This is a genomic window from Glutamicibacter sp. AGC84 (assembly GCF_053543575.1).
In genome coordinates this window covers 42,174-58,143 of the sequence record NZ_JBLVOC010000015.1, presented here as the reverse complement: position 1 = coordinate 58,143, position 15,970 = coordinate 42,174, and the positions used below count along the sequence as shown (strand labels likewise).

The 15,970-nt window shown below is 62.1% G+C and carries 17 protein-coding genes; 8 read left to right on the top strand and 9 right to left on the bottom strand.

Going from position 1 to position 15,970, the window contains the following annotated elements; translation table 11 throughout:
* Positions 1 to 29 precede the first annotated feature (29 nt).
* Together ACNPN0_RS09065 and ACNPN0_RS09060 are read right to left on the bottom strand one after the other, a co-directional pair.
* Entirely contained in the window at positions 30 to 824 is a 795-nt protein-coding gene (locus ACNPN0_RS09065; protein ID WP_448937869.1) for a hypothetical protein, read from the bottom strand.
* Positions 821 to 1,744, bottom strand: a complete 924-nt coding sequence (locus tag ACNPN0_RS09060; RefSeq protein WP_448937870.1) for an ATP-binding cassette domain-containing protein — start codon at positions 1,742 to 1,744, stop codon at positions 821 to 823. The genes ACNPN0_RS09065 and ACNPN0_RS09060 overlap by 4 nt, the downstream gene beginning before the upstream one ends.
* A gap of 140 nt (positions 1,745 to 1,884) precedes the next feature.
* On the opposite strand from ACNPN0_RS09060, the gene ACNPN0_RS09055 reads away from it, so the two are divergent.
* A complete protein-coding gene (locus ACNPN0_RS09055; protein ID WP_448937871.1) occupies positions 1,885 to 3,234 on the top strand; it encodes a sensor histidine kinase in 1,350 nt (449 codons plus the stop codon).
* A gap of 15 nt (positions 3,235 to 3,249) precedes the next feature.
* Entirely contained in the window at positions 3,250 to 3,927 is a 678-nt protein-coding gene (locus ACNPN0_RS09050) for a response regulator (RefSeq protein ID WP_448937872.1), read from the top strand.
* Here the strand turns inward: ACNPN0_RS09050 and soxR are convergent.
* Positions 3,908 to 4,417 carry a redox-sensitive transcriptional activator SoxR gene (gene soxR, locus ACNPN0_RS09045; RefSeq protein WP_448937873.1) on the bottom strand — a complete coding sequence of 170 codons (510 nt, stop codon included), beginning with the start codon at positions 4,415 to 4,417 and terminating at the stop codon, positions 3,908 to 3,910. The genes ACNPN0_RS09050 and soxR overlap by 20 nt on opposite strands.
* 87 nt (positions 4,418 to 4,504) lie before the next feature.
* Here soxR and ACNPN0_RS09040 point away from each other — a divergent pair, with 87 nt between their 5' ends.
* The 5 genes from ACNPN0_RS09040 (at position 4,505) to ACNPN0_RS09020 (ending at position 8,015) form a co-directional block, all read left to right on the top strand.
* The gene (locus tag ACNPN0_RS09040) at positions 4,505 to 4,738 is read left to right on the top strand and encodes a hypothetical protein (protein WP_448937874.1); all 234 of its coding nucleotides are present in this window, start codon (positions 4,505 to 4,507) and stop codon (positions 4,736 to 4,738) included.
* A 192-nt stretch (positions 4,739 to 4,930) separates the two neighbouring features.
* Positions 4,931 to 6,064 carry an LLM class flavin-dependent oxidoreductase gene (locus ACNPN0_RS09035; protein WP_448937875.1) on the top strand — a complete coding sequence of 378 codons (1,134 nt, stop codon included), beginning with the start codon at positions 4,931 to 4,933 and terminating at the stop codon, positions 6,062 to 6,064.
* A complete protein-coding gene (locus tag ACNPN0_RS09030; protein ID WP_105658053.1) occupies positions 6,048 to 6,506 on the top strand; it encodes a MarR family winged helix-turn-helix transcriptional regulator in 459 nt (152 codons plus the stop codon). The genes ACNPN0_RS09035 and ACNPN0_RS09030 overlap by 17 nt, the downstream gene beginning before the upstream one ends.
* 122 nt (positions 6,507 to 6,628) lie before the next feature.
* Positions 6,629 to 7,312 (top strand): hypothetical protein, encoded by a 684-nt coding sequence (locus ACNPN0_RS09025; RefSeq protein WP_448937876.1) that lies wholly within the window; start codon positions 6,629 to 6,631, stop codon positions 7,310 to 7,312.
* Between the two features lie 109 nt (positions 7,313 to 7,421).
* Positions 7,422 to 8,015, top strand: coding sequence for a dihydrofolate reductase family protein (locus tag ACNPN0_RS09020; RefSeq protein WP_448937877.1), 594 nt, complete (start codon positions 7,422 to 7,424; stop codon positions 8,013 to 8,015).
* A 13-nt stretch (positions 8,016 to 8,028) separates the two neighbouring features.
* On the opposite strand, the gene ACNPN0_RS09015 is transcribed toward ACNPN0_RS09020, so the two are convergent.
* Both ACNPN0_RS09015 and ACNPN0_RS09010 read right to left on the bottom strand, forming a co-directional pair.
* A complete protein-coding gene (locus tag ACNPN0_RS09015; protein ID WP_448937878.1) occupies positions 8,029 to 8,505 on the bottom strand; it encodes an SRPBCC domain-containing protein in 477 nt (158 codons plus the stop codon).
* A 69-nt stretch (positions 8,506 to 8,574) separates the two neighbouring features.
* Positions 8,575 to 9,084, bottom strand: coding sequence for a GNAT family N-acetyltransferase (locus ACNPN0_RS09010; RefSeq protein WP_448937879.1), 510 nt, complete (start codon positions 9,082 to 9,084; stop codon positions 8,575 to 8,577).
* Positions 9,085 to 9,532: 448 nt separating this feature from the next.
* Between ACNPN0_RS09010 and ACNPN0_RS09005 the strand changes: the two genes are divergently transcribed.
* Positions 9,533 to 10,960: a D-alanyl-D-alanine carboxypeptidase family protein gene (locus ACNPN0_RS09005; RefSeq protein ID WP_448937880.1), complete on the top strand. Its 1,428-nt coding sequence runs from the start codon at positions 9,533 to 9,535 to the stop codon at positions 10,958 to 10,960.
* Positions 10,961 to 11,025: 65 nt separating this feature from the next.
* On the opposite strand, the gene ACNPN0_RS09000 is transcribed toward ACNPN0_RS09005, so the two are convergent.
* From ACNPN0_RS09000 to nadA, 4 genes are read right to left on the bottom strand one after another with little or no spacing between them, the layout of a single operon-like run.
* The gene (locus ACNPN0_RS09000) at positions 11,026 to 12,168 is read right to left on the bottom strand and encodes a cysteine desulfurase family protein (protein ID WP_448937881.1); all 1,143 of its coding nucleotides are present in this window, start codon (positions 12,166 to 12,168) and stop codon (positions 11,026 to 11,028) included.
* Positions 12,165 to 13,031, bottom strand: a complete 867-nt coding sequence (nadC, locus tag ACNPN0_RS08995; RefSeq protein WP_448937882.1) for a carboxylating nicotinate-nucleotide diphosphorylase — start codon at positions 13,029 to 13,031, stop codon at positions 12,165 to 12,167. Before nadC ends, ACNPN0_RS09000 begins: the two co-directional genes overlap by 4 nt.
* Positions 13,028 to 14,671 (bottom strand): L-aspartate oxidase, encoded by a 1,644-nt coding sequence (gene nadB / locus ACNPN0_RS08990; protein ID WP_448937883.1) that lies wholly within the window; start codon positions 14,669 to 14,671, stop codon positions 13,028 to 13,030. The genes nadC and nadB overlap by 4 nt, the downstream gene beginning before the upstream one ends.
* Positions 14,668 to 15,951 (bottom strand): quinolinate synthase NadA, encoded by a 1,284-nt coding sequence (gene nadA / locus ACNPN0_RS08985; protein ID WP_448937884.1) that lies wholly within the window; start codon positions 15,949 to 15,951, stop codon positions 14,668 to 14,670. The genes nadB and nadA overlap by 4 nt, the downstream gene beginning before the upstream one ends.
* Positions 15,952 to 15,970: the final 19 nt, after the last annotated feature.

Here is a 15,970-nt window from a genome sequence, read left to right as displayed (position 1 = left end):
CCCGATACCCCGCTGCCCCCTGCCTGCGGCTAGGCGTCGCGCCGCTTCAGCGAAACATATCCGGCTCCGAGCAGGGCCACGGCCCAGCCTGCCAGCACCAGCAGCGCCACCGTCGGCACATAGGGTTCGGTGGCGCCGGTGGCCATGAACGTCGCCGCATTGCTGGGCAGGTAGTCGGCCACCGTCTGCACCCATGAGAAGGGAATCAGCTGCAGGATCTGCGGCAGCCCGGTCACCAGCATGATCGCCGAGACGATCGCCCCGGCCGAGTTCCGGCACAGCAGCCCGAGCCCGAGCACCATCAAGCTCAGCAGCGCCAGGTAGGTTCCGGCGCCCAGGCAAGCCGAAACCAGGTCGGAGAAGGTGAAGGTACCGTACGGCCCCGCGCTGAGCGCTGCCGGGATGGTGCCCACGCCGATTACGGCCACCCCGGCAGCGAAACCGAGCCCGGAGAGAAGCATCGACTTCGCTGCCAGCAGCAGCCCGCGGTGCGGTACCGCTTGCAAGGAGGTGGTGATGGTGCCGCTGGAGTACTCGCTGGTGATGTGCAGGGCCGCGGCGGCAGCGAAAAACAGCTGGCCGAATTGCAGGGTTGCGAAAACCATCAGCGGGGCGGGCATCGCCGTGTCGAAGCCATTGTCCCCGCTGGCTTTCGCGCTGGCACCCAGCAGCCACCCCAGGGCGATGGACAACGCGATTCCCGAGGCATAAAGCCAGAGCAGCGAACGCAGCCCGAAGAATTTAGCGGCCTCGGCGCGCGCCGCCGCCAGCAGCTCTGCGCCCAGGTATCCGGATGAGGATTCTTTGATCTGCAGCGTGCTCATTTGCTTCCCGCTCCCCTAGCTGATTCGGCGGAGTACTCCACCATGCCATGCGTCAATTGGTTGTAGGCGTTTTCCAGCGATCCGTGGGCAACGCTCAGTTCATGCAGCTCGATGCCATGGGCGAAGGCCAGCCCACCGACATTTTCCAGCGGCAGGCCGATGACCTCCAGCCGGTCCTCGCCAGCGTTCAGCTCGATGCCCGGTCGCTGCAGGAGTCCGGCGAGCGCCGCGAGCTGCGGCGAGCGCACCGTAATGACCTGCTGGGTGAATTGCCTGATCAGCTCCCTGGTGGGGGCTTGGGCGATCAGCTCTCCACGGCCTATCAGGATCAGCTGGTCCGCGACCTGCTGCACCTCGCTCATCAGGTGGCTGGAGACGAAGACGGTCCCGCCGCGATCCGCCCGGGCGCGCAGCAGCTGCCTGATCCAGACGATCCCTTCGGCATCCAGCCCGTTCATCGGCTCGTCCAGGACCAGGATCTCGGGGTCGCCCAGCAGCGCCGCGGCAATGCCCAGGCGCTGGCGCATGCCCAGCGAGAATCCGCCGATCCGCTGGGTGCCCACGGACTGCAGCCCGACGTCGGCCAGTGCCTCATCCACCCGGGTTGCCGGGATCCGGTTGCTTTGCGCCAGGGATGCGAGGAAGGTGCGCGGGGTGTGCCCCGGGTGCCCCGCCGTGCCGCAGATGTGCGCTCCGAGAACCTGCAGCGGGTAGCGCAGCTGCGCGTAGGGAACCGAATTGACCAGTGCCCGCCCGCTGCTTGGCGCGTCCAGTCCGAGGATCATCCGCATGGTGGTCGATTTGCCGGCCCCGTTGGGTCCGAGGAATCCGGTCACCTGCCCGGGTTCTATGGTGGCGGTCAGCGCATTGACGGCGCGGGTGGCGCCGAAGTCCTTGCTCAGCGCTTCAAGTGCGATCATGGTGTGCTCCTTTGGTTCTGCGCTCAACCCTAGGATTCGCCCGGGCTGCCGCGCACCGGCTGGAAGTCGGCCAACGCGCGGCCCCGAACCCCTACCTTGGTCGGTGTCTGGCTGCGCCGATTCTGCGTAGCATGTTGATCATGACTACCTCGTGGAAGCAGCCGGTCCTGTTGCTGCTGCTGGCCCTGTGCGCCTATCTGGTTCCCATCTCCACGAACGGGGCCTGGGTTGTGCTCGCTCCCCTGGCCGCGGCCTGCAGCTACCTGGCCGGACGGCATGTGTCCGCGCTGGCCCATGGATTGCTGGCCCTCGGGGCAGGGACGCTGGCCTCCGGGGTGACGCTGGCATGGTCCTCGCACCTGAGCCTGCTGGCCTTCGCACTGAATATCCTTACCGGCCTGGTGCTCTTTGCACTGCTGCCCTGGTGGGCGGGCCGGGCGCGGCGCAATGCGGTGCTGTTCCGCAGCCAGGAGCGCCGGCATGTGGTGGTGCAAGCCGAGCTGCGGGAAAGGGCGCGCATTGCCGAAGCCATGCATGACCAGCTGGGCCACGATCTGGCGCTGCTGGCGCTGTCCACCGGCGGGCTGCAGGTGTCCTTGGAAAAGGGCACGCCGGCCTACGAACAGGCAAAGCGGATCCGCGAGCAGGCCGATGACTCCATTGAGCATCTGCACCAGATCATCGGGGTGCTGCACGAGGACGGCGAACAAGCGCCGCTGGGCCCGGCAGGTTCATCGCTGGAGCAGCTGGTCGAACAGGCCCGGGCCAAGGGCATGAAGATCAATTTCTCCCGGAAGGGCCCCTCGCTCCAGGCCCCCGGGTCCATCCGGTGGGCCGCGGTGCTGCGCCAGGTGGCCCAGGAGGCGCTGACCAATGCGGCGAAGTACGCGCCGCACGCCGAGGTGGACCTCGAGCTCGATACGCGTTCGGAGCAGGCGGTGCTGAGCATTTCCAATCCGCTGCATGGCCCCCTGCCTCCCAGCCGGGTTGGGGCCACCGGGATAGCTTCGCTGCGCGGCACCCTCGAAGCTGCCGGAGGCTCGCTGGCGGTGCACCGCACCACGGAGCGTTTCGAACTGCGCGCTTCCATTGCCCAGGCATCCCCGCACCCGGCACCTGCCGGGGTGCAGCCTCCGGTGAAGCGCACGAGCACCTCGATGCTGGTGCTGATGCCGGTCCTCGCCGTCACGGTGATTGCCGCGGCCCTGCTGCTGTTGCAGCATGCCACCTACCAGGCCACCGCCCTGCACCCCTCGGACTTCCAGAAGCTCTCGGTGGGCATGGACGCACGGCAGGTTGCTTCGCTGGTCCACGCCCCGGGCCTGGATGAACCGCTTCCCGTGATCGACGAGCCCGCACCGCCAGGGAATGCGCAGTGCCGCTACTATGCGGCCCGGACCGGGCTGCTGGATCTGGGCAGCGAGATGTTCCGCCTGTGCTTCGCCGAAAACGTACTGGTTTCCACCGACCACCTCTACCCCGCCGGCTAGCCAAAGGAACTGCAGATGAGCATGGATACCCCCGTCAGCGTCCTGCTGGTGGATGACGATGCGCTGATCCGCGCCGGGCTGCGCGCAATCCTGTCCAGCGACCCGGGCATCGCCATTGCCGGGGAAGCGGAGAACGGGGTGCGCGCCATCGAACTGGCCGCGCGCCTGGACCCCTCGGTGATCCTGATGGATATCCGCATGCCGCAGCTCGACGGGCTGGGAGCCATGGAAGCAATCCTGGGCCAGGCTCCGGAAACCAAGGTGCTGGTCCTGACCACCTTCGGCGAGGAGGAATACATCGACCGGGCCATGTCCGGCGGAGCCTGCGGATTCATGCTCAAGAGCTCGGGACCCGAGGAACTGCTTGGCGCCATCCATGCCGTGGCCGAAGGCGCCGCGGCGCTCTCCCCGCGCATTGCCCGGAGGGTGATCGACAAGGTGCGCGGGATCGACACCGCCGCGCAGTCCCGGGCCCGGTCCCTGGTCCACGGCTTGACCGTGCGCGAACGCGAGGTCCTGGCGCTGGTGGGCCAGAGCCTGTCCAACGCGGAGATCGCCGCCCGGCTGGTGCTCACCGAGGCGACAGTCAAGGGGCATATGACCGCGATCCTGCTCAAGCTCGGGGCGCGCAACCGCGTGGAGGCCGCCCTGATTGCCTATCAGGGCGGAATCGTCACTCCACGGCGCCGGTAACCCCGTGGCTGGAGTTCGCGTCGAGTTTGCGGATCCAGCGAGAGCCTTCGCCTTCCGCGGCAGCCTCGTCTCCGGGGTTGACCAGCGAGCAATTCTTGATCGACAGGCATCCGCAGCCGATGCATCCATCCAGCGAATCCCGCAGCGATTCGAGCTGGAGCATGCGGCGATCGATGATCTGCTTCCAATGCGTGCTGAGCTGTTCCCATTCACTCTGCCGCGGCGCCCGGTCCTCGGGCAGCTCGCCCAATGTGCCGGCGATTTCAGCCAGGGTCAGGCCCACGCGCTGGCCAGCAGCGATAATCGCCAGCCTGCGCAACGTGTGCTTGGGGAACACGCGCATGTTCCCGTTGGTCCGCGTGGAGAAAATCAGGTTCCGCGACTCGTAGTACCTGATCGCGGCCACTGATACTCCGGCGCGCCGAGCGAGATCCCCGATGCCTAATTGGCTTTTCCTTGTTGGAGCTGCGGAGTCGCTGGAGGATGTCATATGAGGAATTATTCAGGTCCGGCCGCTTGACCTCAAGTTAGCTGGAGCCTGTTGGCTGTCGTATGAACTTCTACGAAAGGCCAACTCATGAACGCAACCCAGATTCCGCCATGCACCATCTTGTTCGCTCGCATCCAGGAGCAGCAGTCCGGTACGGATACCGGGTCCACGCTGACTGCGCGCCAGCTGCGACGGGCTTCGCGCCAGTTGCGCAAGCACAGGCGCAATTGCCAGTGCGCGCCAAGGCAGCCCTCTTTGGAACCGGCCCACGAGCAAGGCAACTTGTTCTGGGGTGGCGGTTTCATCCCCACCCGCCGTTGACTCTTTGCTCATTGGCGCATTGACTCATTAGATGTTGCCGGCAGTGCGGCGGGCACCAGGCAGTCGGTGCACACCAGGAAGAAACATCTCCGAGGGGCCGGGAATATTTGACGCATCAACTTGTTATTACATGCATACGCATATAAATTGGTGGCAGGACATAACGCTTGCACCAGGAAAACAGGAGTGGACATGCAATTCGGAGTATTCTCAGTCAGCGACATCACCCGCGACCCGACTACCGGCCGCATCCCTACCGAAAAAGAGCGCATCGACGCTTCGGTGGCGATCGCCAAGAAGGTCGAAGAAATCGGCATGGACGTCTACGCCATCGGCGAGCACCACAACCGCCCGTTCTTCTCCTCCTCCCCTACCACCACCCTGGCCTACATTGCCGCCCAGACCGAGCGCATCATCCTTTCCACCACGACCACGCTGATCACCACCAATGACCCGGTGAAGATCGCCGAGGACTTCGCCATGCTCCAGCACCTGGCAGATGGCCGAGTGGACCTGGTTCTGGGCCGCGGCAACACCGGGCCGGTCTACCCATGGTTCGGCAAGAACATGCAGGACTCGGTCAACCTGACCGTGGAGAACTACCACCTGCTGCGCCGCCTGTGGGATGAGGACGTGGTGAACTGGGAAGGCAAGTTCCGCACCCCGCTGCAGAACTTCACCTCGACCCCGCGCCCGCTCGATGACGTGGCACCATTCGTCTGGCACGGCTCGATCCGCACCCCGCAGGTAGCAGAAATCGCCGCCTACTACGGTGACGGCTTCTTCGCCAACAACATCTTCTGGCCAAAGGAGCACTACCAGCAGCTGATCAACCTGTACCGCGAGCGCTACGAGCACTATGGGCACGGACGCGCCGACCAGGCCGTGGTTGGCCTGGGCGGCCAGTTCTACATGGCCAAGGATTCCCAGCAGGCAGTCAAGGAATTCCGCCCGTACTTCGATAACGCCCCGGTCTACGGCCATGGCCCGTCGCTGGAAGACTTCACCTCCCAGACCCCGCTGACCGTTGGCTCCCCGCAGCAGGTGCTGGAGAAGACGCTGTCCTTCCAGGAGTACTTCGGCAGCTACCAGCGCCAGCTGTTCCTCATCGACCATGCCGGCCTGCCGCTGAAGACCGTGCTGAACCAGCTGGACCTGTTCGGCGAGTACGTGCTGCCTGAACTGCGCAAGGAAATGGAATCCCGGGCACCGAAGGACCTTACCCCGGCACCTACCCATGCGGGATTGGTTGCTGCTCGCGACGCTAAACTGGAAGCTGAGCAAGCAAACACCAAGGAGCCTGTAGCAAGTGACCGGGACCAGTAATCCAGCAGCCTCATTGAAGGTCGCCACCGATGCCTGGGAGGCGCTTTTCCGGGCACAGGTGGCGGTCATGCGCCAGATCACCGCAATGCCGGAGTTCGGCAAGCTGTCCATGCGCGAGTACGACGTGCTGTTCAACTTGCGCACCTGCCCCGGCGGCAAAAGCCGGATGGTAGACCTGAACAAGCAGTTGCTGATTTCGCAGCCCAGCCTCAGCCGCATGGTCACCCGATTGGAAGACCAGGGGCTGGTAGTTCGCGAGGCCGACCCGGATGACCACCGTGCCATGCAGCTCTCGCTGACCGAGGCAGGCCGCAAGCTCCAGCAGGAAATCGGAAGGGAGCACGTCAAGCATCTGCACAATTTGCTGGGCACCGCACTGACCGAAGAAGAATTCCATGAGTTGGAACGCTTGAGCACCAAACTGCGTGAAGCGGTGCAGTAGCTTTTGCCCCAGCCCGGAAGGACATGCCATAGGCAGCTCCTTCCGGGCTCCCGGGCATTCCATGGGATTAAATTGATTCAGCATCAACTGTTCAATCACGGCGCACAGAAGGCAGAACACTCTTGAAGGACGAAAAGCTATTCAGCTTGGAAGAAGCTGCCAGCACCCTTGGCGTAGAAACCAAGGAGTTGCGCAGCTATCTGCGCCAGCATCGTCCCAAGGGCGCCATCCAGAAGCCGCCTCAGCCAGGTGGCAATTGGCATGTTTCCGCCTCCTTGCAGACCCAGCTTCAGTTCGCCGGCGCGCCGGGGCTGGAAATTTCCCTCACTCCCATTGACGACCAGGTCATTGAATCCCTGGATTGGTCGCCGTGGGATTCCTTTGAAGCCACCGCCGACTCGGCGCCAGTGGCCCCGGGTGTCTACATGTTCCGCCGCGCGGGCGCCTCGGAACATGAGCCAATCTACGTGGGCCAGGCTGGCGAACGCAGCGGCAAGGGACTTCGCGGAAGACTGAAGATCTATTCCAGCGGCAAGGGCGCGACCTCCGGCATGGGCAAATACGCTTTTGACGAAGGACTAGCGGATCCCCAGTGGCTGCGGGACCTGGCAATCGAGGCGGACCGCAGTGAATCCCGCTCAATCCAGCAAGTGGCACGCCTGGCCATTGACCGCTTGAACCTTGAAGGCCGGTGGGTCACCTGCATCCACCGCAAGGCGGCCCTGCTCCTGGAAGCAGCGCTGATCCGGAAATACCACTTGTCGCTGTGGAATGTTGCCGGTGCGCCAAAAGACGTGGAGAGCTAGGCGTCCGGCTGCATTGTCCCGGACTTGGGCTTGATTCTGCCTCCGGGCAGGTTCATTGTAGGAGTAGCCACTCTCCCGCCGGCATACAGGTTGAATCGAGGCATTTGCCATGGGCTCGGTAGTTTGCGATGTCACCGTCTCCCTGGACGGATTCTGCGCTGGACCCCATCAGAGCATGGATAATCCGCTGGGCGAAGGAGCCGAAGCCCTGCACCGCTGGCAGTTTGAGCGCCTCGAAGAGAACCAGGCGGAAATATCCGCTATTACCCAGGCCTCGGCTTTCATCATGGGGAGCAAGATGTTCGGCCCTCCAGCCGGGGAGGAAGACGCCGACTGGATCGCGTGGTGGGGAGAAACCCCTCCGTACCATGCCCCGGTCTTCGTGCTCAGCCACCATCCGAAGCCGATGCTCTGCCTGGAGGGCGGGACCAGCTTCCAATTCGTCCCCGATGGGATTGAGGAAGCCCTCGCCGAAGCCCAGGAAGCGGCGGGAGAGAATCCAGTGGCCATCGCCGGTGGAGCAAACACCATTGTGCAGTTCTTGCGAGCCGGCCTCATTGACGAGCTGCGGCTGCATATCGCGCCCATCCGCCTCGGGCATGGCGAACCGATCAGCGTTGAAGATATAGAAACGCATATGGACCGCGTGTCACGGCGCGAAACGACGCTTGCCACGCACGTCTACTACCAGCGCCGCCGCTAGCTGCCGATCCCGGCTATTTGTAGAACCCCTCGCGGAGGTTGATCCCGTATTCCAGCCACGCCTTCATCGCGGCCAGCATCCCGGTCCACCCCTCGCAATTCCCAAAGGCAGCCTTGGCTCCTTCGGAGGTCGCCACCCAGCTGGCCTCGCTGATGGTCACCTTGGTTCGGGTACTGTCTTCCAGAGAAGCGAATTCGAACGTCACGGTATTCATACCATCGGCAGCGGTGGATTGCTGGCCGCCCCATTGCAGGACAATGCGCTTTGGCTCTTCCACTTCCACGATCTTGACCGGGAACGGGCCGGGGAAATCATGGAAGTCCCAGGTCACGGTAGCACCGTTTTTCATGTGCCCGACTGCTCCGCCGGTAGTGAAGTAATGGGAAAGCTGTTCTGGATCAGCCACAGCTTCGTATACTTGCCTGATCGATTTGGAAATGATTCCCGACACGGTGAAGGACAGTTCGCGAAGCTCTTCATGTGGTTCCATAAGACAGGTTTACGCCCGAAGAGCACTAGTGACAAGAGATATGGGAAAATTCCCAGCGAAAATTAGCGCTTAGACGCCAAACGGCTTGGCATAGCGGTAGTTGCCGCGCGGCAGGCGGTTATCGTCGAAGACCCGCACCATGAAGTGCTCGCCCCATGCGGTGCGCGTAGGCAGGATCCCGCGACCTTGCGCAGCTTCGTAGCCGAAGCGGCGGTAGTAGCCAGGGGCGCCCAGCAGAACGATACCGCTGATGCTTTCTTGCTCGGCCTTGTCATGAATTTCTTGCATCAGGATCGACCCGACACCTCGGTGCTGGTATTCCGGGGCGACTGCTAGCGGGCCGAGTCCCAGCAAGGGTTCCCCGTCCACTTCTCCCCATGTAGCGATGACGTGCCCAATGACCGTTGTGTCATCCAGGGCAACGATTGAGAAACGGTTATCGTACTGGTCGCAGTCGAATAGACGCTGCAGCAGTCCGACTTCCTCAGGCTCAACCATCGGATCGATGCCGGAGAACGCAGCATGGGTTATTGCATACACCGCAGCTCGGTCATCGAAGACTTCTGGACGGATACGCATGCACGCAAACCTACCAAATCTCGCCGAGCTAGAAAAATTGGCCCTTCGTGTTCTTCCACCAACTTGACTCCAGGAACGGGGCATTTCCTGGCGGCTGGCGTGAGGATTGCGACTTCTTGCAAGCAATGTTCAGCGAGCATTTTCCCAGGCCGTGCTCCTTGCGGCACGCCTGGCCGACTGGAAAATCCAGTTGCGAAGACCCTGCGGCCACGGCCCACCGAATACTTGCGGTGCCTCAAGTGGGAGGCCGTTTATCCATCTCCGCACCGCCAGCAGCCACTGGTTGCCGGCGCCTGGCGCCAAGGGTGGAACTGCCCCGCTAGTTCATTCAAAAGATGGGCCCAACGAGACTATTCCTTCTCTAACGTTTGCAGTAACGTCTTGAACGAGTCATGGATAGATGATGGAATGATGGTCGCATCGCTTGTCACCTCTATCGGAGAGTTCCATGAAACTGCCTCGGGCGTTCAAGACTTCAATGGCTGCCGTCCTGTCGGCCGCACTGCTTGCAACAGTGCTTCCGGCAACCCCGGCACTAGCCGCAGCCCCTGCTCCAGCAACTTCAGCGGTACAGGCTCAGGCACTGGCAGTTGATAGCGGACTGCAGATTGCCGCCAAGAAAATCCAGCGCAATCCGAGCAAGGATGACGTCTTCGTCAACAAGAAGTACCCGCTCAGTCCCGTTAAGTACGCACCGAAGACGGTAGCGGTCAAGCACACCAATGTCCGGCTGAAGTCCTCGGCGGCCAAGGCCTACACCAAGATGGCCCAGGCAGCTGCGAAGGACGGCGTCAAGATCCGGGCTGTCAGCGGTTATCGTTCATACAACCGCCAGGCTGAGCTGTTCAACTACTACACCCGCATCTATGGCAAGAGCTACGCATCACGCATCTCCGCTGTACCGGGCACCAGCGAGCACCAGACTGGCCTGGCCATTGACGTGGGAAATGCCAACGGCGCTTGCGGTTTGCAGGCCTGCTTCGCCAACACTCCCGTGGGCAAGTGGGTCGGCAAGAACGCACACAAGTACGGCTTCATCATGCGCTACCAGAAGGGCCAGGAATCTGTCACGGGCTACTCCTACGAGCCGTGGCACTTCCGCTACCTGGGTACCTCCTTGGCCAAGAGCGTGAAGAACTCTGGCGCCAAGAGCCTCGAAGCCTACTATGGGGTTTCTGGCAAGAAAGCCAAGAGCACTCCCAAGCAGACCAAGGGCACCGCGCGGACCACCGCGAATCTGAATATGCGCACCGGGGCAGGCGCCGGAAACCGGCTGTTGCTGACCATCCCGAAAGGCAAGAGCGTCCAGCTGACCGGATCCAAGAAGTCCGGTTGGTACCAGGTTCGCTACAGCTCGAAAACCGGTTGGGTATCGGGCAAGTACCTGAAGAACATCTCGATGCCGGCAGCACCGAAGAAGGATTCGAAGAAGAGCTCGCCTCAGCAGAGCACCAGCAATGCCAAGTCTGCCAAGACCACTGCGAACTTGAATATGCGTGCCGGGGCAGGCACCAGCCATCGCGTCGTGCTCACTATTCCGAATGGCAAGAAGGTCGCCCTTCGCGGCGCAAAGAAGTCCGGCTGGTACCCGGTGAAGTACGCAGGCAAGAATGGCTGGGTCTCTGGCACCTACCTGAGCAATTTCTCCTCCTCCGGGACTGCGCCGAAGACCACCAAGCCCAAGAGCTCAAAGTCCGCGTCAAAGAAGACCATCGCGAACCTGAACATGCGCAGTGGCGCGGGAACAGGCAAGCGTGTCATCCTCACTATTCCCAAAGGGAAGACGGTGACCATCCGCGGCTCGAAGAAGTCCGGTTGGTACCCGGTGAAGTATGCCGGGAAGAACGGCTGGGTCTCCGGCACGTACTTGCGCTAGGGCACCGGCATCGGCTGGCTGCAATCCTGCTTCCAAGAACTTTTCTGTTCCGGGAAGCGGGATTTTCAGCTTAAGAGCCCGGAGACGCAGGAAACTACGGCCGAGGCCACCTGGCTGATCTCATTTTCTTTTGCGGTGCGCGTGAACGAAAGACGGACAGCTGTATGGGCCAGTTCTTCTTCATAGCCCATCGCAGTGAGTACCGCCGAAGGATCGGTCGAGCCCGCTGCGCAAGCAGAACCTGAAGAGCATAGGACTCCCCTGCGGGCCAATTCAATCAGCACAGTTTCGCCTGCGGTCTTCGGGAAGACGAAGGAGACTATGCCTCCAACACGATGTTCCGGATCCCCCGTCAGCTGGACGCTGCCCGGATGCTTGGCATTGAGCTCCTTGAGAATCCGTTCAACCAAGTACGGGCCAAAGCTCGCGCCCAGTCCTGCTTCGCGCTGTGCGCTCGCTGCCTGCAATGCCACGGCTATGCCCACGGCAGCGGCCGGGTTCTCGGTTCCCGAACGCATTCCGCCCTGCTGTCCGCCACCGTGCAGCAGCGGCACAAAGCGATGCTTAGCGGACAGGTACAGTGCTCCGCTGCCCTTGAGGCTGCCGAGCTTGTGCCCGGAAATGCTCAATGCGTCCACAGCGGCGCACAACGGCTTGAGATCGATCCAGCCGGCGGCCTGCACGGCGTCCGTATGCATGATCGCCCCAGCGTTGCGGGCCAGTTGGGCAACCTGCACAACCGGTTGAATGGTGCCGACTTCATTGTTCACTGCCATCACCGAAACCACGGCAACAGCTGCATCGATCAGCGCGCCGGCCGCATCCAGATCGACCAGCCCCGTGGCCGATACCGGGATGATGCGGTGTTCGAATCCGTGGAATTCAACAAGGTACTTGCAGGCTTCCAGTACCGCAGGATGCTCAATGGAACTGGAGACCACCACGCGTCCGCGGGGGTTGGCCAAAGCCGCCCCGATCACGGCAGCATTGGCCCCCTCGGTGCCGCCGGAAGTGAAATAGACTTCCTCTGCTGCCACGCCCAGCTGGCTAGCCACCTGGGTTCTTGCCCAGTCGTTAGCCCGCTTGGCCTGCTGCCCTGCTTCATGCAAAGATGCCGGATTGCCGAAATCTTTGGTCAGCAACGGATTGAGCATGTCGAGAACGTCTTGGCGAGGCGGCGCAGTGGATGCGGCATCCATGTAGATCATGCAATAACCATATCCAGTCCAAGGTCAATCGCTTTCACCGAGTGCGTAATGGCCCCCGAGGAAATGACATCAACACCAGCTTCAGCGACAGCCACGACTGTTGCGGCGTTGATATTTCCGCTGGCTTCGACCACCGCTTGCCCGTTGATCAGTTCAATGGCTGCGGGAATGTCCGCCGGATCAAAGTTATCCAGCATGATGATATCCACGCCGGCGGAGAGCACTGCTGGAATCTGCGCAATCGAATCCACTTCCACTTCCATCGACGTGGTGTGCCCCAGCCGCGCACGTACGGATTTCAAGCAAGCGGTAAGTTGCTCTCCGTTATCCAGCAAAGCCAGGTGGTTGTCCTTGGCCATGAAAGCATCCGACAGGTTGTCCCGGTGGTTGACTCCTCCACCGCAGCGCACTGCGTAGCGTTCAAGGACGCGAAGGCCTGGCGTAGTTTTCCGGGTATCGACAATGCGGGCTTTGGTATGCGCAACCAGGCCGACGAGCTCAGCGGTCGCCGTGGCGATGGCACTCATGCGCTGCAGGAGATTGAGCCCCACGCGTTCAGCGGTCAGCAAGCTCGCCGCCGGACCGGTGACCTTGAGCAAGCTGTCACCGGCGGCAAACGTGTCTCCGTCGGCAATCAGCTGCTCTACCTCCAGCTGCAGATCAACTAGCTGCATTGTCCGGGTGAATACCGCTCCTCCGGAGAGTACGCCTGGCTGGCGGGCCTGCACCACAGCAGTCGCTGTCGCACCTTCGGGAACGATGGTCAGCGCGGTGATGTCGCCGCGCGGATTATCCTCGGCGAGCGCCAGCTCGATGATGCGGTCCATGGCGGCGTTCGGTACCGGATGGGTCGAAGTGTTCACGCGTTCAATTCCTTGCTCAAAAGGTTTTCATTGTCCAGCTCGCTTGGGTTTAGAGTCCAGCCATAGCGCACGCCCTCATCTGGCTGGCTGCTGGTGAATTCGTTTGAATCCAAGCGATGGTGCGCACCCAGGCTTTTGGTGCGTGCCATGGAACCTGCAGCGATGATCCGTGCGGTGATCCACAGGTTGCGCAGTTCCGATTGCTCGCGCGCAGTGGCAGCTACAGGTGCGCTCGCTGCTAGCAGCTTGACCATTTCTTCGAGCTGCACGCCGGTGCGGTAGACGCCAAGTTTGCTGCTGGCTGCCGTCTGCAACTGTTCAAGATCCAGGGGTGCTTCTGGAGTTGGCGCGCTGATCTCCTGGACCACCAGCCCGCTGATATCGCACCGGGCGTCGGGAGCTTCGCTGGCCATGGCGGCAATGGCGTTCCGCGCAAAAACCATGGCCTCCAGCAAGGAATTGCTGGCTAGGCGGTTGGCGCCGTGGACTGTCGTGTTGGCGCATTCGCCGGCCGCATAAAGACCGGGGACAGAGGTTCGTCCTGACATGTCGGTGTAGATCCCGCCCATGAAGTAGTGCTGGGCCGCTACCACCGGAATCAGGTCATGAGCCATGTCCAGGCCGGAGCCGCCCGCGGTGCAATTCGCGAGCTTGGCGGTGATGGATGGGAAACGGCGAGCGAGAAATCCAGCGCCGCGCGTTTCTTCCACGGCCCGCGCATCAAGGTACACCTGGTGTCCGGCTTGGATCTGCTCATGGATGCCTCGGGCCACGACATCACGAGGTGCCAGCTCAGCGTCCGGGTGAATTCCAGGCATGAACCGCTGCCCTGCGTCATTGACCAGGATGGCGCCCTCGCCACGGACGGCTTCGGAAACCATCCCGGCTTCGGGATATCGGGCCGGGTCAACCAGTGTTGGGTGGAACTGGACGAATTCGGCGTCCGCGATGACGGCACCTGCCCGGGCGGCCAGTCCCAGGCCGTCGGCGGTTGCTCCTCGGGGATTGGTGGTCGCTGAGTACAACTGGCCCAGTCCGCCGGTAGCCAGCAGCACTGCGCTGGACGAGAGCAGCTGCTGTGCATCGTGGCGCAAGCAGTGCACCCCTGAGACTCTTCCATCCTGCAGCTGCAGTTCGGTGGCAAGCGCGTCCTCGATAATACTGAGCTTCTTGGCAGTCTCCAGCTGGCGCACGGCACCAACCAGGGTTTGCACCAGTGAAGCGCCGGTGGTATCCCCGTTGATATGCAGAATCCGGTGCGCGCTGTGCGCGGCTTCAAGGCCAAGCTGGTAGGAACCGTCTACATCGCGGTCAAAGGCCACTGCATAGGACTCCAAAGCCTGCACTAGCTCGTCGCCTGAGGTACACAGGTGTTCCACCGGTCCCACGCCGCAGTGGCCAGCGCCAGCTTTGAGCGTGTCGGCAACGTGTTTGGACACGGAGTCGCCTTGGGCCATGGATGCTCCGGTAACAGCTGATAGCCCGCCCTGCGCGAGCTCGGAGTTCGAGTCCCCCAGTTTCCCTTTGGTCAGCAATACCGGCTGGATGCCCAGCTCTACCGCTTGCAAGGCAGCGCACAGGCCGGCCACACCGGAGCCGACGATCACCAGCTTCTTCGCTTCTTGTTGCCCCTGGCTCATGGCTTGGCAGCTAGCATGCGCTCCAGGGCGATCTTTGCATCCCCCTGCTGTTCCTTCGGCACGGAAATCTGGTTGACCACTCGTCCGGCAACCAGCTCTTCGAGCACCCAAGCAAGGTAGCCCGGGTGGATCCGGTACATCGTGGAGCAGGGGCAGATCACCGGGTCCAGGCAGAAGATGTTGTGCTGCGGGTACTGGGCAGCCAAGCGGTTGACCATGTTGATTTCGGTGCCGATGGCAAAAGCGGTTGGCTCGGTAGCAGCGGCAATAGCCTTTTGGATGTAGTCGGTAGAGCCTGCTTCATCTGCCGCGTCCACAACTTCCATGGGGCATTCCGGATGCACAATCACGCGCACGCCGGGGAAATCCTCACGCGCCTTGGCGATCTGCGCGGGGTTGAAGCGCTTGTGCACGGAGCAGAAGCCATGCCACAAAATAACCTTGGCATCGAGCAGGGTGGTGGCTTCGTTTCCGCCTAATTCCTTGCGCGGAGTCCACATCGGCATCTGCTCCAGGGAAATGCCCATCGCCTTAGCGGTGTTGCGTCCAAGGTGCTGGTCCGGGAAGAACAGGACACGGCGACCACGCTCGAAAGCCCACTGAAGAACAGTTGCAGCGTTGGAGGATGTGCAGACCAGTCCTCCGTTGCGACCGACAAAGGCCTTGAGCTCTGCAGAGCAGTTCATGTAGGTCACCGGAATGACCGGCATCCGCCCGTCATCGGCTTCATCCGCATACAGGGCGGTGAGCTCTTCCCAGCACTGTTGCACGCTCGGACCGTCTGCCATGTCCGCCATGGAGCAGCCTGCTGCAAGATTCGGAAGGATCACCGACTGGTCCTCACGGCTGAGAATATCTGCCGTTTCGGCCATGAAGTGCACCCCGCAGAACACGATGGCTTCGGCCTTGTCACGGGTCAATGCGGCGTTGGCCAGCTGGAAGGAGTCACCCACGAAATCTGCGTACTTCACGACTTCATCGCGCTGGTAGAAGTGCCCGAGGATCACTGCCCTGTCCCCCAGGGTTTCCTTGGCCGCCATGATGCGGGTATCAAGCTCAGCGTCGCTGGCCTCCAGATACTCCTCCGGGATCGAACCCTGCACCGGGTAACCCGCTGGAACCGAATCCTCCTGGGAGGCACCTGGCCCGTAGCCTGCAGGGGTGTCCCACGGGCTGGAGGCCAGGTCGGTAGAACAGGTGGAAGCCGGAGCCAGCAGATTGAGCCGAGCAATATTCTGGGCTACCGAGGCGTTGGCGTTGTCAGTGATTTGGGTGCTCATGGGTTCGTCCGTTTCTTGC

Coding starts and splice junctions, on each gene's coding strand:
- ACNPN0_RS09065 (WP_448937869.1), bottom strand. CDS start 824: ATGAGCACGCTGCAGATCAAAGAATCCTCATCCGGATACCTGGGCGCA.
- ACNPN0_RS09060 (WP_448937870.1), bottom strand. CDS start 1,744: ATGATCGCACTTGAAGCGCTGAGCAAGGACTTCGGCGCCACCCGCGCC.
- ACNPN0_RS09055 (WP_448937871.1), top strand. CDS start 1,885: ATGACTACCTCGTGGAAGCAGCCGGTCCTGTTGCTGCTGCTGGCCCTG.
- ACNPN0_RS09050 (WP_448937872.1), top strand. CDS start 3,250: ATGAGCATGGATACCCCCGTCAGCGTCCTGCTGGTGGATGACGATGCG.
- soxR (WP_448937873.1), bottom strand. CDS start 4,417: ATGACATCCTCCAGCGACTCCGCAGCTCCAACAAGGAAAAGCCAATTA.
- ACNPN0_RS09040 (WP_448937874.1), top strand. CDS start 4,505: ATGAACGCAACCCAGATTCCGCCATGCACCATCTTGTTCGCTCGCATC.
- ACNPN0_RS09035 (WP_448937875.1), top strand. CDS start 4,931: ATGCAATTCGGAGTATTCTCAGTCAGCGACATCACCCGCGACCCGACT.
- ACNPN0_RS09020 (WP_448937877.1), top strand. CDS start 7,422: ATGGGCTCGGTAGTTTGCGATGTCACCGTCTCCCTGGACGGATTCTGC.
- ACNPN0_RS09015 (WP_448937878.1), bottom strand. CDS start 8,505: ATGGAACCACATGAAGAGCTTCGCGAACTGTCCTTCACCGTGTCGGGA.
- ACNPN0_RS09010 (WP_448937879.1), bottom strand. CDS start 9,084: ATGCGTATCCGTCCAGAAGTCTTCGATGACCGAGCTGCGGTGTATGCA.
- ACNPN0_RS09005 (WP_448937880.1), top strand. CDS start 9,533: ATGAAACTGCCTCGGGCGTTCAAGACTTCAATGGCTGCCGTCCTGTCG.
- ACNPN0_RS09000 (WP_448937881.1), bottom strand. CDS start 12,168: ATGATCTACATGGATGCCGCATCCACTGCGCCGCCTCGCCAAGACGTT.
- nadB (WP_448937883.1), bottom strand. CDS start 14,671: ATGAGCCAGGGGCAACAAGAAGCGAAGAAGCTGGTGATCGTCGGCTCC.
- nadA (WP_448937884.1), bottom strand. CDS start 15,951: ATGAGCACCCAAATCACTGACAACGCCAACGCCTCGGTAGCCCAGAAT.